We start from the raw sequence: 15,527 nt of genomic DNA, 5'->3' as shown, positions 1-15,527 counted from the left end.
GCTCGTTATGCAGCGTCAGCCATAACAGCGCTAAAACGGCATCGTCGATCTTGTCCTCATCGATCTCCATGAACCGACGTTACCACGCGCGGCGCCCAAAATCCCGCGGCCCTGCTCGGATGGATACTTTTGAACAGAGCCTTCGCAGCATGGGGCGGATAGAGGCGAGTTTAAGGAAGGCGAGCGCGTTGCGCGACAGGTTCTCGAAGTCCTTGGCCAGCCCGCGGCATTGCGAAAGTGCGTTCGACCACCCAGCATCTCGGCAGGACGTCAAAATCCTTGGCTGAGAAGATGCTAAACGGCTATCTCGGGGTCGGTGTTGTTGTAATTCAGTCCGTATCCCCTCCGGTATGGAGCGGCGACGACTCCAACATTGTTCTTGGTGTCATACATGCGGTATAGGACGACAGGCAATTTACCCACGGGATTCTGTTTGCCGATCAGGATTTCCCCCAGTGACCTCATCGAAGAACCACGCCAGAAGCCATTCTCAAAGCCATAGCGGGCATACGTCACTAGGCAGTTCCTGATATCGTAATCATAAAAAACGATGTCATATGGCGCGCGCAGTGAGACATGCACAACGATTTTGTTCAAATTATTTTGGGCGTAGATCATCAACTTCTTCGTCGGCTCTATCCCGGGATCATCGGGGTTGAAATCCGCTACCATTGTGCCCATAACAAAAACATCGCATTCACGAATCAGGGCATCGCGCTCACTGTCGGTAATACCGCCTTGCTTCGCAAAGATCACCTGGCTGTACCCGTTGTCTTTCAGGGCGGTCGCAATTCCCGCCCCCTGCTCGAGCCAGGGCGTAAAGATGAAGAATTTCTTCTCGGAGGATTTTATCGGTAGTTCGCCGGTCTTGTTTCGTAGCAAGGTGACCGACTTGTCGGAAATCTCGTTTTCGAGCGCGGAAATGGCTTCTCCCATTTCACTGTGTGGAACGCGCGCTCCCATCAGGAAAAAGGAGGCTTTCAGGCTCAGGATACGCTCCACCGACGCATCGATCGCAGCCTCGCTGATCGTTCCGTCTTTCACCTTATTTACGACGATGTCGATGAATTTGCGCAATAGCTCAATATCGGTTTTTGAATAGATTCCGATCGGCATCAGGGCTATATCGACACCGGCCTTGAACACGTTTTCGATGGCATTCTCCTCCGTGAAATATTTGGTGATCGCACCCATATTAAGTGCATCAGAAACAGTCACACCCTTGAAGTTCAACAGGTCGCGCAGAATCACAGTCTGGATTTCGCGCGACATCGTGGCTGGAACGATAATCATGTCGCCGTTCGTCGTCAGAATCTCTGTACTGTCTAGGGATGGGTATTGTATGTGTGCCGTCATGATTAAATCTGGCGCGATACCCTTATCAATCGCCGCCTTATAGGGTGCGATATCCACCGCGAAGGCGTCATGGCGGTCCCGGGTCACAAGGGGCAGTCCAATATGGGAATCCACAGACGCGGCCCCATGTCCCGGATAATGCTTGTACGCAACAATTATCTTTTCGCTGCGCATGCCGGCTACGGACTGCTCGGCGAGTTCTGTCACGAGCGTCACGCTATCGCTAAAAGAGCGCACGTTGATGACAGGATTGAAAGGATTGGTATTGACATCGACCACCGGAGCGAAACTAGCGTTGATATTCAGCGACATCATGGTCTGCGCCATGCTCTTGCCCTGAGCATAGGCGAGATTGCTGTTTGCTCCGCCTAGAACGGCGGCACCCAACGGCATGTTTCCCGGAAATGAAGAAAATTCCTGCCTTGGAAGCCGGAAAACATCCCCTCCCTCATTATCCGCGCCGAGGAGGAGCCTTACTCCTTGCTTGCTCTGGATCCCGGCATACCAATCCATCAGTTTCTTTATCTGAACGGTATTCTTCAAATTGTTTGAGAACAGGATCACTCCGCCGATATTGTTATCCAGAATCAAGGATTTGACGTCATCGTTCGGCTCCGTCATATCCTGCTTTGTCTGCCCTGGTCCGTTCCAATAACGAAAATCCAGCATTATTTTCTGACCAATCTTCTCCTCAAGCGTCATTGAGGCGATCTTGCGTTTAACATCGTCTGAAACATCCATTATAGTGCTCCCTTCAGCATGACGTCCCGTCACAGGACGGCATCACAACATTTCAACCCTAAGGTATTGTTCTAACCGGCAACTAAAATTTAACATTGTATCAGCCAAAAAGTGAAAACCTCGGCTTGCCTACACCGTCTGCTGGAACTTAGTTTGAGCAAGACTGCGAGCCTACGCTATACTGGACCTCGGGCGGTGCAACATTCGACGGGTTCGTCAGGGGATAGCCTTGCCAAGTTTGTTCAGCGGTCAAGCTGTAGCACCCCTCTCCACTCGATAGCAGGTTGCGGAACTCCCAGTGTCCATTTCCATCGACTGTGGTCTTTCCAAGCGATATCAGGTTGAAAGATTTGAGTTCAACCTCAGCGTCGGGTTGACCCGTCCCCCGCACGTCATATGGGGTATCCACCGGCACACTCTGTCCAGGATAGGTGATAAAAAGCGGGTTGGTGCCACGGGTGGAGAACTTTCGTATGACAGGAAGGTCGGTCCATGCGGCGTTCGGTCCCGACTGGGTCGCGACGAGGGTATATTGCGAGCTTGGCGCAAGGCCCGTCACCACGCAGGACCAAGCGCCGCCTTTTACCGTAGCCCTACACCCGCGGTCGTCGCCCTCCTGGGTCGGATGAACCCTTACTGTTGCCCCGTCCTGCCCGGATCCTGCCACCATTAGCGGTCCTGAGGGCTCGACGGCGTTTTCACTAGGATTGGTAATCGTCGCCACTTTCGCCACGGTGATATTCGCCTGGGCCGGTGTTCCCTGCTGGACATTATCCAGATATTCCGTGGCCGTTATCTGGAGAGTTCCGCCGTCCCTGTATTGCGTAAGATCGAACGGTTGTGATGCCCATGTACCGTCTAGAATATCGACCGACTGCTTTGGCAAATCGCTCATGGTGACGTCCGCCGTCGCTCCGTTCTGTCCTACCCCCGTCACGCGCAGGCCATCGGGGGGATTGTTGCTGGAGACCATGGCCCCGCCCCCAGGAGACTGGATGGCGATGGCAGCCGCCTTGGCGACAGAAAACTGGCGCGGCACGGGCGGATTAGCCCATCCGTCCCCGCTTTGGACTACCTGCGAGATATAGTGGATGCCGGCATCCAGGGACAGGATATCACAACTCCACTCCCCCTTGGCCGGACCATCGCTTTGCACCTTCGTATCGCACTGTGGTACGGAATTCGTCGTGATCGTGATGCTAGCCCCGGGCTGACCCGTGCCACTCATCGTGATTTCCGTGGTCTCGGGGAGCAAAACCGCATTGTCCCGCGGATTTTGCACGACCACCGGTGTCGCGATGCCGAAGGTGATGGACACCGGCTTGTCCGTCACCCCCTCCATCGACTGCGTAGCCGTCAAATTATACTCATTCCCCGACTGCAATCCGGAGATGTCGCAAGACCATTGGCCGCCTTGGATCGTATGGTCCGGGCACACAGTCGTACCGGGTACAGCGATAGTCAACAGGGCGCCGGTCTGGCCCGAACCGGTCGCCGTTATGGCGGGGGTGGCAGAAGCAAACCACTGGCCGTTCGTGGGCCTTCCAATGATCAGGGGCGTAAAGCCCGCAACAGAAAACTGCTTCGTCACAGGCGGATCCTTCCACGCCATGCTGCCGTGGATGTCATCGGCACTGCCCTGAACCACCGAGGCGGTGTAGGAGCGACCAAGTTCCAGATCGGAAACCAGACATGACCACTGCCCAGTGCGCGGAATGGAAATGGGCTGATCATCGGGGCATGACGTGGCGCCCGGAACGTCAACGCTCAGCACCGCGCCCGACTGTCCGCTGCCTCGCAGTTGGACCTGCATAGTTTGCGCGGGAAACTGCTGCCCCGGTGCCGGTTGGTCGATCGTGACGGCGTTCGCAGTGCTGAACTGCACGGGGACAGACGGATCGAACTGAACGTTTTTCGATTGTGTCATGGAGAGTGAATAGGACCCTCCCGCCGTGAGGCCTGAAATCGGGCAGGACCACGAGCCGTTCGGAGCGATCTGGCCGGGGTTTGGGCAAACAGCGATACCCGGCGGCACTTGAACTGGAGTTGGTGTCGCCCCCGGTTCGCCCGTTCCGCTCATCGGAACGCTGGCGGTATTCGATGCGAAGACCGCACCATTGGCGGGATTGGCGATCTTCAGGCTGTACCATGACTGGAAGCTGCTCGTAGACCCTGGCGCCGCTTCCCCATCTACCGTCTGGCATGCCTGCACAGTATAATTCTGTCCGGGTGGGAAACTAAATGTCAGGCCAGTGCTCCACTTTCCATCCGGACTGATATTCGTAGTCACCGCGTTGCTGTTGTTGGCGCCGCCGCAGCTATTGTTGGACGGCAGGACCCAGACTTCGACCTGCCCGTTTGGCGTGCCCGTGCCCATGACCGTGCGATAGTTGGGATTATCGCCATCGATATGCGTGCCATTGACGGGATTGGTGATCGCCAACGGAAGAGCATCGATATGAACATCCTTTGTCGGCACCGACGGATCCTTCCAGTTCCAAGGATCTGTGCCCGTCTGGTGCGCAACGAATGTGTAATCTTGCCCAGGCGCCAGTCCTGGTCCGGTTACGTCGCACCTCCATAAGGTAAAGGCGCTCACGGTCGTGCTGCATCCGGTGCCCTTCACGATCGTGTTGTTCTGGTAGACGGAAACCTGCACGGCGCCGTAGGGATTTCCGTATCCACCCACCTCGATACCTGAACTGCTCCAGGGTACATCGGAACCACTCGGATTATCAATCGTGAGGCCCACGATGTTGACTACCGTGACCGAAGAACTGGAACCGCCATCGACGGGCGATTTCGCAGTGATTGTGGTCTGCGAATCACGGTTGGCGCTATAAGAGACAGACGTATTCCAATTGTCGTTGTCGTCGGCATAGGGTTGCGGGTTGTCGTCGGAGCTTGACGTGGTTACGGACACTTGGGTCCGCGCGGTGGCCTGACCCGCAACCACGATAGGTGAACCCAAAGGAACCGCTGACTGGTCGTGTGGCTGCAAAATTTGCACGGTCATAGGGCCTGGCCCTTGGTATCGACCGTCGAAGTAAATGTCGACGGTATCGCCACCACCAGGAACCCAATGATTAAGACAAGAATAACCATCACAAGACGCCCCGCTGAGCATACCCCGACCATCATTGGAGCCTTGTGTCCCATCGACCTCCGTTACCCAGTCACCAATGCGCCTATAATGGAAAAACTCAACCATATAATCTGCATTTTTAGCACTCCCGTTGTAATCATATGTCGTGTATGCGTTCCATGTAATATTCTTTGATGATCCAGAGCATCCCTCACCCCAATTATCGCTGTCTATCACTTTAATTTGTTGGCTCGTAAAACCGGGAAGTGAAATACTTCCAGGCCCTGCCGCATACATGCATTGGTCATCAACATGATAGAGCGTGATATCTGCGGGTCCCTTATTGTGGAAGTTGATCGTATGCGGAGCTTCTTTACTCCGCGGTCTTCCGGGGGTGGCGGTTGGGTTTGTCGATTGCTTCTGGTCGACGACGGCAGGTGAATTGTCCTGCGCGAATACGGCGGCGGGCATGACTGCCATGACCGTCAAAACCATGATGTGCAGCAGTCTGCTCAAGGGATTCATGGCTTTGTATTCTCCTGATTGCTGTCGTTGCGAAATGCCTTTCCGCTGGAATGCCAACCGTCGGTAAACACGAGCGGCGGATATTGTCGAACGCTGTAAGCTCGCTGCGCCGAACCATGGTTTAAATAAGACATTTCTTTGCTCACCTTTAGCAAACAACCACCGTCTGCTTTCCACTACATGCGAGGGCATACAAAAAATTGTGCTTGAGTTTGATGACCGTCGACCAACCCCGTATATTCAGCATAAACATTCGCACTGGAAGCTCTTATCCCTCCTCGGCATTCTGGACCGCCGCCGCCGCCGCCAGGTGGCGAAACAAAAAGCGAGGCCGTTTCCCACGTTCCATCGTCCTTGACCTGGACGTATTGCGGTTGACCCTGCCCCCCACTCTGCCAAGCCTTTATTGTTGTGCCCGGCTGGCCGTTGCCCTGAATAGCGTAATACCAGGTCCCGTAAACCAGCATGCCATTTCGCGGAGATGTGATTTCAATTGGTTTGACCGATCCGTCGTCGCGGACATGATAGGATCGCGACGGCGACGTGCTTATCGGGATTTCCCCCTTATACTGGGTGGCCGTAATCGTGAGGTCCGCTTGGGACGGCGTGTCATAGGTCGTGGACCAGCTTCCGTTGTCCTGAACGGGAATTTTGCTGTGCGTGGGCAGCGTCGTGTTAGGTCCGCCGCCGGTGACCGTGACCGTCATGCCCCGTTGAGCCGTGCCGCTTACCGTATAGGGCAGCGACGTCACCGTCGATTCCTCAGCGGGACTGCTGATCGTTACGGGATCGGGGCTCGGCGGTGGTGGGGTAATCACGGAATAATGCCGCGTGGCCGGATCACCCACCGCAACGGTCTTGTTCCCCACGACCATGGTCTGTCGCGCCTGCACCCAATAGGTGCCAGCCTTTGTGTCATACGGCCCGCACGACCATTGCTTGTTGTCCAAAACTTTCGTCTGGCAGGGAGCGTCTTGTGGGCCATGGTTGGGGTTGGAAACGTTCACGTCCGCTCCGGGTTGGCCGGAGCCCTTGATAAAATACGGCATCTCATCGACGATCTGGTTTTCCTCAGGCGTCGAAATGGTCAGCGGCGTCGCGCTCGCGTTTACCGTATAGCTCCGCTGCACCCCGTCGCCGACCTGCTTGCCGTCGATATATTGCGTGGCCAATATCGTATATGTCCCCGACTTGGCGAGATATGTCGTGGACCAGCTACCATCTCGCTTCACCGGGATATTCTCGCGATCCGGCAGCCCCAGTCCCTTGACCGTGACGGAAGCTCCTGTCGCACCGGTTCCGCTGACGGTGTAAACGAGGGCGGTCACGACCTGGTCTTGGGTCGGCTGCACGATCGTCACCGGCGTGGGCGGCTTGCGCACCGTGTAGTGCCGCGTCAGCGGCTGGCCCGCCTGCTGCAGCCCGTTCGCTGTCTTGATCCATTGCGTGGCAATGACGGTGTATGGGGCCGGCTTGAGGGTGTAAGGCCCACACGACCATGTTCCATTGTCGGCAACCTTGACTGAGCATGGCTGGCTGTCGCTCGGTCCCTCCAGCGAGACGATCGCGGCTGGCTGCCCTTGCCCTTCGATCGAATGAGTTGCGTCTACAACCGCCTTCTCTGCGGGCGTAGAGATGGACACAGGCGTGGGAACTGCCTGCCCGGCAACGCTGTAGGACACCGTGGCATTGCTGTTCGAAGGGTTGGTCTCGTCGCCGTTGATGATCTGCGTCGCCGTGGCCGTATAGCTGCCTGCAACGGCTGCGTACTGCGTCGACCATTTGCCGCCGGCATCCACCGGGATACCCCAATGGGTGTCGAGCTCCGGCCCGGACACCGTGACGGTGGCGCCGGGCTGCCCGGTGCCGCCGATCGTATAGACCGGGGTACTAATCGTCTGGCCTAGTGTGGGCGTGGTGATGGCCACGTTGGCGATACTGCCCGTCACCCAATAGCTCACCGACACCGGTGAGCCGTCCGCCTTGCCCATAATGACTTGCTGCACGCTCAGCGTATGTTGGCCCGGCGCCACGATATAGCTGTCGCTCGACCAGTCGCCCTTTTCGTCGGACTGCACACTTTGCTGAATGCTGCCGTCGGTCAGCATCAGCGTGGAGAACGGTTGCGCCTTGCCTGTCGCCGTCCGTGGCCCCACCGGCACCTGCTGGTTTGGCGTGGGGCTGGTGATCGAAGGGTACTGCACCGCCACGCTATAGGTCCAGGATGTCGGCTTGGATTGGGCTTGCCCATCGACGGACTGCGACGCAGTCACGGTATAGGGTCCACCACGCATGGTCACATAAGTGGGTGATTGCCACTTCCCATCCTTATCGACAATAGTGGCCGTGCCGTTCAGTTGATCCGTGCCGTCTTGTTGATCCGTGTTGCCGAACGAGACAAAGGCGTCGGGCACGCCGGTGCCGGAAAGCACATAGGTCGGCGTCGTCACCGGCGCGCTCGGCTCGATGATCACCACATCTGGCGTGTTGACGTTGAGGGTGATCGAGCTCGAGCTGGCGAGGAAGCCGGGAAAGTCGGGGTAGGTCTGCGTAACCGTCACAGTGAACGAGCCCAGGGCATCACTTGGATAGAGGCCACAGGACCACGTTCCGTCGTCCTTCACCGTCGTCTGGCATATCTGCTTGCCGGTGTCCTGGCGCGTCACCGTCACCGCAGCGCCAGGTTGGCCCTCGCCGGTGATCCCTCTGTCGTCGCCCAGGGTGAGAGTTTCCGTGTCATTGTTACCGATACCCACGGCCGTATAGAACTCGACATCAACCTCATCACCGTAGTGGCTTTCCGCATCGCAGGTGGTGGATTTGCACAAATAGGTCTGGATTTTGAACTTGCGCCCCTGAGGCAGGTCCACGCGATCCGTATGCCAGAGCCCCGTATTTTGATCAATGTGGATATTCGGGATATTCGATTTGCCTTTGAAACCACCACCCGTGAACCACTCGAACACATCGATGGTGACTGTCAGGTCCGTGGATATCGGCGGAGGAATAAAGCCCCAGAAGAATGTGCCGGGTGGAAAAGGCGGCGGAGGAAAAGCCCCGGCCGGGGGGCTGGCTGGGGGAAGCTGAGGATTGGCATTCTTCGGCGGCTTGTTCTTTTTGTTTTCCTCGACGTTGAAGTGGCACTGAGACTGATTGACGAACTTGCCGTCGGCGTCGTACGCCTTCACGGTCAGAGTCTGCTCACCCTCCTCCAGCACTAGCAGTGTGCAGTTCCACTTTCCGTCCGGACCCACTTCGACCTTGCCAACCGTGCAGAGCCCCAGGTCCTGCGAGGCAGGGGCGAGAATCGGATTGGGAAAGAAACTGCTGCTCAATGATGCTACAATGGATCCATCCTTCGGGCCTTCGCCGCCCGCTTCGGTAGCACCTTGGTCCACCGGGCCTGCGGGGTTTGAACACGTGCCATTAGCTTCTATCTTGAACGTTCGCGTTACCTCCTCATTCGTTACAATCTCCTCGTCGTCGCTACCGAGAAATACCGTGGCTTTAAGTATGTATGTTCCCTTTGTATGGTTGGGAAATGAAGGACACTCCCAAGTTTCCTGCGCGGTCACGGCAATTGAATTACCATTTGATGGGCATGTGTATCCGTCTGAAATGCGTGTTCCCGTGCCATCAACCTGCTCGACACGAACTCTGGCTCCGGGCGATCCCCGACCGGAAACAGGAATTTTGTCTTTTCCCGCAATATATGGCGGAGACTTACCGCTGTCCCGAGGCTCATCGATTTTCAGTGGAGTTTCCTTCACTGTATAATCGACAGTATCCTCGCTTGTGGATTGGCCGTTTTCGAACTGATGGGCGTGTACCCGCCCGGAATCTTTTTTGAAAGCCAGCCAGGTTTCAGCAAGAAAGCTCGTAGGGTAATCGGATGATAGAGGTGAATTGAGTTCGACGACATTCCTATACTCATCATCATCAATATTCTTGCCCTTTACGGTCAACCGAGACCAGGTGTACACCTCCGAGCCAGCCACTGGGTCGATGATCCGCACAGGGACTGCCGGCGTGCTGAATGCCTGATAGTCAGTTTGACTCTCGCCGTATTGCGCGCCTCCGGGCGGCCCGTATTGCTGAGCGGTAAGCCTATATTGTTTTGCGTCTTGCGGAATCTTCAGCAAGGAAGGACATGTCCAGGTATGGCCTAGGGTGACGCCAGCGCCCGGACAGACCAGGGTAGATATTTTTGCAACGTCGGTTTGCACAACCAGGACGGGCTGTCCTCCCCTCATTCCGGTCCCCGCCATCTGATAGCCGGGAACCGTGAGGTTCTCGTCCTCATTGTTATAATTACTTGACGTCTTGCTTGGCCGGGTGAAATCAACCTTACCGACAACAGGGTAGTTGAGGGAAACCCGGTCGTATGGCTTGTCTTGGGCGCGCGAACCCGGGCTGTCTAACATCGCCCAGAGTGTTAGCGCCTTCTGGCCCGCCGCTGCTTCCGGCAGCTCGGTAAGATCCAGAGGGCAAGACCAGCGTCCGTTGAGGTCTACCGTAACGCGTCCATCGCGACCGCAGTTATAAAGTGTCGTTCCTGCCCACAGCTGTACCTGCAACTTCCCATCTGGCGGGCCCTCGCCTTCCACCGTCAGAATGGGCCCTTGATCCTTCAAATAGTCGAACGGCTTTGGCGCGGTAATCAGCACCGTCCCCGCTTCACCGGCCTCCTCCTGGACCCAGTCCGAATTTACTCTGGAATAACGGCTCGTATTGCCGGCTCCGATCGATAATACCCCTCTGACGATTAAAGGCCCCCCGGAATCTCCCATCAAAGTTGTCTCATCCTCCTTTCCGCTCGTCACATTGACGGCATTACCGCCGAATGCGTCAAGCAAGTACCCCATGTCGTCTATATAGAAGTCCGCAGACCGCAATGGCCCTAAAGCCAACCCGGGAGGGCCGCCATCTACAGGTGGTTGGAGCGTGGAATAGCCGTATACGGTTCCGGAAGTCCGGTAATCCTGTGGCGTAAGATCGAAATGACGGCCTAGCGGATATATATCGCTTGACTTGATGTGATAAGATGTTTCCTCGGTTGCAACCAGCAAAACATCGCTGCCGTACCCGCCGTCTTCCGGCTGCCGGCACATCCGGGAAGCCAGCACTGTTCCACCGCCAGCGTGCCTATATTCAACCATAAAGTCTGAAACAAACGGTGTATTTTTTCCCGTGCATTGGGCCGGTGTGAGTCTGATTTTATTGTTCACGCAATGGTAGGCGGTAAGAATATAGGCCCTGCCTTTCTTGCTTTTTGGATCCCAATCTTGCCAGACGACAACGCCACCACAATAACTGCCCGTTCCTTTGAAGACGACCACGCCCGTCGCCGTTCCAGCTGGCACTAATGTGCCGCCTTTTATCGCTTCAGCTGGCCCCGCGACTGGTCCGGATTGTGGCTTTTCGGCTGGCGCGGCATGCGCCATCGACAATGACACGATCAGCATCAGAAACGCGCCGACAGCACACCCCAGCAGTCTCAGTCCGCGCAAATGTCCCGCCTTAGCGGATTCTCGGCTCCCCTTCTCCGGGCGATCCACGGACGCGTAAAACCGGCTTGCGAAACGCACTGCGATTGCGGTCGCGGTCGCGATAATTTGGCTGTTGCCATAGGCGGCCTGATCGTCGTCCGACACTTCCAGCTCGATCGTGATCTCGTCGGCATCCGCAATTAACGTATCTGAATCTATGATCAAATAATTCATAAATAATCCTGAAAAACCATAATGAAATGAAATAGTCTCAAAAACTATAATGAAATAAACGCTTTTTGGTGCGTTCCGCTACAATATCCCATTCCGCTGGCGACATCACGCCTTAAAGGTCCGAACAGTGAATGATCGCATAAAACATTAGTGGACTTGCGCGCACAAAGCTGTGCGCAAGCGCAGGCTTGTACGCGCCAAGCGTTGAGATCGCTCATGACACCCCGCGTTCGAAGGTTCACAACTGGACGGTTTTTGGTTAGAGTTTTCCGGTGATTTTCCTGGCTGGGAAAGGAATGGAAAACGATGAATGCACCGCAGTTTTCGGACGCTCAGAAGGCGTTCATTCTGAAGCAGTGTCATAAAGGGGTACGCTTCTCGGTCGATGAAGTCGTGACCAGCCTGCTGCTCAATTTCATCGCCTTGCTCTTCGTCTCGATGCTGATAGACGAGGTGCTCAAGGAGTTGCCGACCTCAATCCAGCCGGCGCTGTTTTCGCAGGCGTTCCGCTTGGCAGGACGTTGGTAAAGGTTGCCTGTCTTTCGGGCGGCCTTGCGGGCCTTGCCGGTGCGATCGAGGTCATGGGTGTGAAAGGTTCTGTTACCACCGACCTATCTCCGGGTTTTGGCTATGCCGGCATCGACGTGGCCATGCTTGCCAATCTCAATCCGCTCAGCGTGATCCTCGCGGCTATTTTCACGACCACTATGTTTGTCGGCGCGGATGGCATGAGCCGTGGCCTCGGCATCCCCACCTATATCGCCGACGTCACGGTTGCGCTATCCTTGCTGACGATGCTGATCGAGCTGTTCTTCACCCAGTACGGGATCCGCCGATGAGCGTGCTGTCCGATGCCATCGCATCTGCCCGATTGTGGGGGGCCGTGCTGCGCATCGCCACGCCGCTGATCTTCGAACGCTCGGGGCGCTGCTATGCGAGTGGGCCAGCGTGCTCAATCTCGGCATCGAGGGTATCATGACCTTCGGCGCGATGATCGGCTGGCTCTCGGTCTATCACGGCGCCGATCTGTGGACGGGGCTTTTGATCGCCGCGATTGCCGGTGGGGTCTTCGGCCTCCTGTACTTCGTCCTGACGGTGACCCTGAGTCTCTCCCAGTATGTGGCGGGCCTCGGCATCACGCTATTCGCCTCGCGTTTCAGCTACTACGTCTTCCGCCTGATCGTGCCAACGGCAGGCACGCCGCCGACTATCGTCCGGTTCCAGCCGATCGCCATTCCTAGCCTCTCGACACTACCTTTTATCGGACCGGCCTTCTTTACGCAGACCGCGCCGACCTATCTGGCTATCCTAATCGCGCTGGTGATGGTCTATATCCTCTTTCGCACGCCGCTTGGCCTCGCGGTCCGCATGACCGGCGAAAATCCGCATGCGGCCGAAGCGCAAGGCATCAATCCGATGAAGGTGCGCTGTGGCGCGGTGATGCATGGGCGGCGCATTCCTCACTTTGTCGGCGTTCAACAGCTTATTCCCGACCATGGTGCAGGGACGCGGCTGGACCTGCATCGCGCTGTCGTCTTTCCTCCTGGCGGCCGGGCCGTGCGGTGTTCGGCGCGCTGCTCTTCGCGTTCTTCGATGCGTTCCAGCTTCGGCTGCAAACAGCCCTCGATGGTGTGCCCTACCAGATTATTCCTGATGACACCCTATGTCCTGTCGATCGTCACCCTTGCCGTCATCGCCTGCCGTGCCCATGTTCCGCAGGCCTTGATGCAGCCTTACCGGCGCGACGAGCGATAACCGCTTTCATTCAACGAGGTTCTCCATGTTCGACTTGATCATCCGCAACGCAAGTCTTCCTGATGGCCGCACCGGCATCGATATAGGCATCTCCGGCGGCAAGATCTGCGCGATCGAGAGGACGGTAACGGCAGAGGCGGGAGAGGAAATCGACGCTACCGGACGACTGGTGAGCCCGCCCTTCGTAGATCCGCATTTCCACATGGACGCGACACTGTCGCTCGGCCTGCCGCGCATGAACGTGTCCGGCACCCTGCTTGAAGGCATCGCGCTCTGGGGCGAACTCCGCCCGATCATAACAAGGCAAGAACTGGTCGATCGCGCGTTGCGCTACTGCGATCTGGCGGTGACCCAAGGCCTGCTCTTCATTCGAAGCCATGTCGATACCAGCGATCCCAGGCTTGTCACCGTAGAGGCCATGATCGAGGTTCGCGAGAAGGTCGCGCCCTATATCGACCTGCAACTGGTCGCCTTTCCGCAGGATGGCTATTACCGCTCGCCGGGCGCGATCGACGCACTCAATCGTGCGCTCGATATGGGCGTCGATATCGTTGGCGGCATTCCACATTTCGAGCGGACCATGGGCGAAGGAACGGCGTCCGTTGAGGCGCTCTGCCGTATAGCCGCCGATCGTGGCCTGCCGGTGGATATGCACTGCGACGAGACCGACGATCCGCTGTCGCGCCATATCGAAACGCTGGCCGCGCAAACCATCCGCTTCGGCCTGGAGGGACGCGTCGCCGGCTCGCATCTGACCTCAATGCATTCGATGGACAACTACTTTGTCTCCAAGCTCATTCCATTGATGGCAGAGGCGCGGATCAACGTCATCCCCAATCCGTTGATCAACATCATGCTGCAGGGCCGGCACGACACCTATCCGAAGCGACGCGGCATGACCCGCGTGCGCGAATTGATGGATGCGGGCCTCAACGTTTCCTTCGGGCACGATTGCGTCATGGACCCCTGGTATTCGATGGGATCGGGCGACATGCTGGAGGTCGGCCACATGGCCATCCATGTTGCTCAAATGGCCGCCATCGAGGACAAGAGAAAGATCTTCAATGCGCTGACCATCAACTCGGCAAAGACGATGGGCATTGAAGGCTATGGACTGGAAACCGGCTGCAACGCAGATCTCGTCATCCTGCAGGCACAGGATACGCTGGAAGCGTTGCGGTTGAAGCCGAACCGGCTGGCGGTAATCCGGCGCGGCAAGGTCATCGCCCGTTCAGCGCCGCGTATCGGCGAGTTGTTCCTCGACGGGCGTCCGGCAAAGGTCGATGGCGGTTTGGATTATGCGCCGCGATACTGGGGGCGGAATGACAGTGCGCCGGGAGACCGGCAACGAGTATATGGTGCAAGTCCGTCACGATGAAGGAGTAGCAAGACGGACTCACTCCTGGTCAGCAGATCGTTCAACTGGTTCCGCGCACACTGAACAGGCGACTTCGCCCGTCGAAAGTGGGGGGGTAACCCGAGCCACGCATGCGATCGAGCATCTCTCCGACAATGGCTCGGCCTATGCGCAGCACGGCAGTTCAATACTACAACGAAATCCATCCACATTCCGCGCTCAAGATGGCTCCCTACGGCAGTTCATCAGGGCTAAATCAAACTAGCCAATTTGTCCCGGTGAAACGGGGAGCACTCCAGCAGTGAATGGCCAGAGCACGGGAAGTGAAGCAGCCTTTGCGGATTATGTCCATAGGCTGGTCGATGTGATCGGCCACGCCGATCGGGCGAAGCCGCTCAACGATTACTGCCTTGGACTAATGCTGCCGGTGGACCGCAAGAGTGTCGAGCCTCTGGCAGCGGTGACCGCGCCAACACGGGGTACGGGCCAAGCATCAGTCGCTACTGCATTTCGTCGGCCAGGCGCCGTGGAAAGCGATGAAGGCATCGCAGTTTTCGGATGCTCAAAAGGCATTCATCCTGAAGCAGGGTGATGAAGGTATGCCGGTTGCGGAGATCTGCCGGAAGGCGGGAATCAGCCAGGCAACCTATTTTAACTGGAAGAAGAAATACGCGGGCATGTTGCCGCCGGAGATGAAGAAGCTAAAACAGCTCGAGGAGGAGAATGCACGGTTGAAGAAGATTGTCGCGGACCTGACGCTGGACCGCGAGATGTTGCAGGACGTCATTCGGCGAAAGCTCTAAGGCCTGCTCGCCAGCGGGAGGTGGTGAAAGACATGTGCCGCGATTGGGCAATCTCGATCCGGCGTGCCTGTGGGGCGCTGAACTTCGATCGTTCGACCTACCACTACACCTCTCGCCGTGCCGATCAGGCCGGTCTGGAGCGTCGTATTCGCGAGATCTGTGAAACCCGGGTGCGCTACGGC

The 15,527-nt window shown here is 57.0% G+C and carries 4 protein-coding genes and 6 pseudogenes; 5 read left to right on the top strand and 5 right to left on the bottom strand.

All coding sequences use genetic code 11. The features are described from left to right. The 5 genes and pseudogenes from DUT91_RS27565 to DUT91_RS23125 all read right to left on the bottom strand — a co-directional run. A pseudogene (locus DUT91_RS27565) lies at positions 1–70 on the bottom strand (DUF6429 family protein); the annotation flags it as partial. Between the two features lie 9 nt (positions 71–79). Next, a pseudogene (locus DUT91_RS23140) lies at positions 80–284 on the bottom strand (hypothetical protein); the annotation flags it as partial. Between the two features lie 10 nt (positions 285–294). Further along, positions 295–2,097, bottom strand: a complete 1,803-nt coding sequence (locus DUT91_RS23135; RefSeq protein WP_114442797.1) for a glycoside hydrolase family 3 protein — start codon at positions 2,095–2,097, stop codon at positions 295–297. Between the two features lie 148 nt (positions 2,098–2,245). Continuing rightward, positions 2,246–5,866, bottom strand: coding sequence for a hypothetical protein (locus tag DUT91_RS23130; protein WP_147272249.1), 3,621 nt, complete (start codon positions 5,864–5,866; stop codon positions 2,246–2,248). 17 nt (positions 5,867–5,883) lie between these two features. Continuing rightward, positions 5,884–11,430, bottom strand: coding sequence for an Ig-like domain-containing protein (locus DUT91_RS23125; protein WP_114442795.1), 5,547 nt, complete (start codon positions 11,428–11,430; stop codon positions 5,884–5,886). A gap of 369 nt (positions 11,431–11,799) precedes the next feature. Between DUT91_RS23125 and DUT91_RS23120 the strand changes: the two are divergent. The 5 genes and pseudogenes from DUT91_RS23120 to DUT91_RS23105 all read left to right on the top strand — a co-directional run. Then, positions 11,800–12,269, top strand: a pseudogene (locus DUT91_RS23120) (ABC transporter permease subunit); the annotation flags it as partial. Then, positions 12,266–13,185 (top strand): annotated as a pseudogene (locus tag DUT91_RS23115) (ABC transporter permease). The pseudogenes DUT91_RS23120 and DUT91_RS23115, both read left to right, overlap by 4 nt. Positions 13,186–13,210: 25 nt before the next feature. Next, positions 13,211–14,497: pseudogene (locus tag DUT91_RS23110) on the top strand (amidohydrolase family protein); the annotation flags it as partial. Between the two features lie 346 nt (positions 14,498–14,843). Beyond that, positions 14,844–15,134 (top strand): transposase, encoded by a 291-nt coding sequence (locus DUT91_RS27315; protein ID WP_342634474.1) that lies wholly within the window; start codon positions 14,844–14,846, stop codon positions 15,132–15,134. After that, a pseudogene (locus tag DUT91_RS23105) lies at positions 15,079–15,527 on the top strand (transposase); the annotation flags it as partial. The gene DUT91_RS27315 and the pseudogene DUT91_RS23105, both read left to right, overlap by 56 nt.

Origin of the sequence: Paramesorhizobium salinisoli (assembly GCF_003335045.1) — a bacterium.
GTDB classification, from domain to species: Bacteria; Pseudomonadota; Alphaproteobacteria; order Rhizobiales; family Rhizobiaceae; genus Paramesorhizobium; species Paramesorhizobium salinisoli.
This window is presented reverse-complemented; position numbering and strand designations above follow the sequence as displayed.

Coding starts and splice junctions, on each gene's coding strand:
- DUT91_RS23135 (WP_114442797.1), bottom strand. CDS start 2,097: ATGGATGTTTCAGACGATGTTAAACGCAAGATCGCCTCAATGACGCTT.
- DUT91_RS23125 (WP_114442795.1), bottom strand. CDS start 11,430: ATGAATTATTTGATCATAGATTCAGATACGTTAATTGCGGATGCCGAC.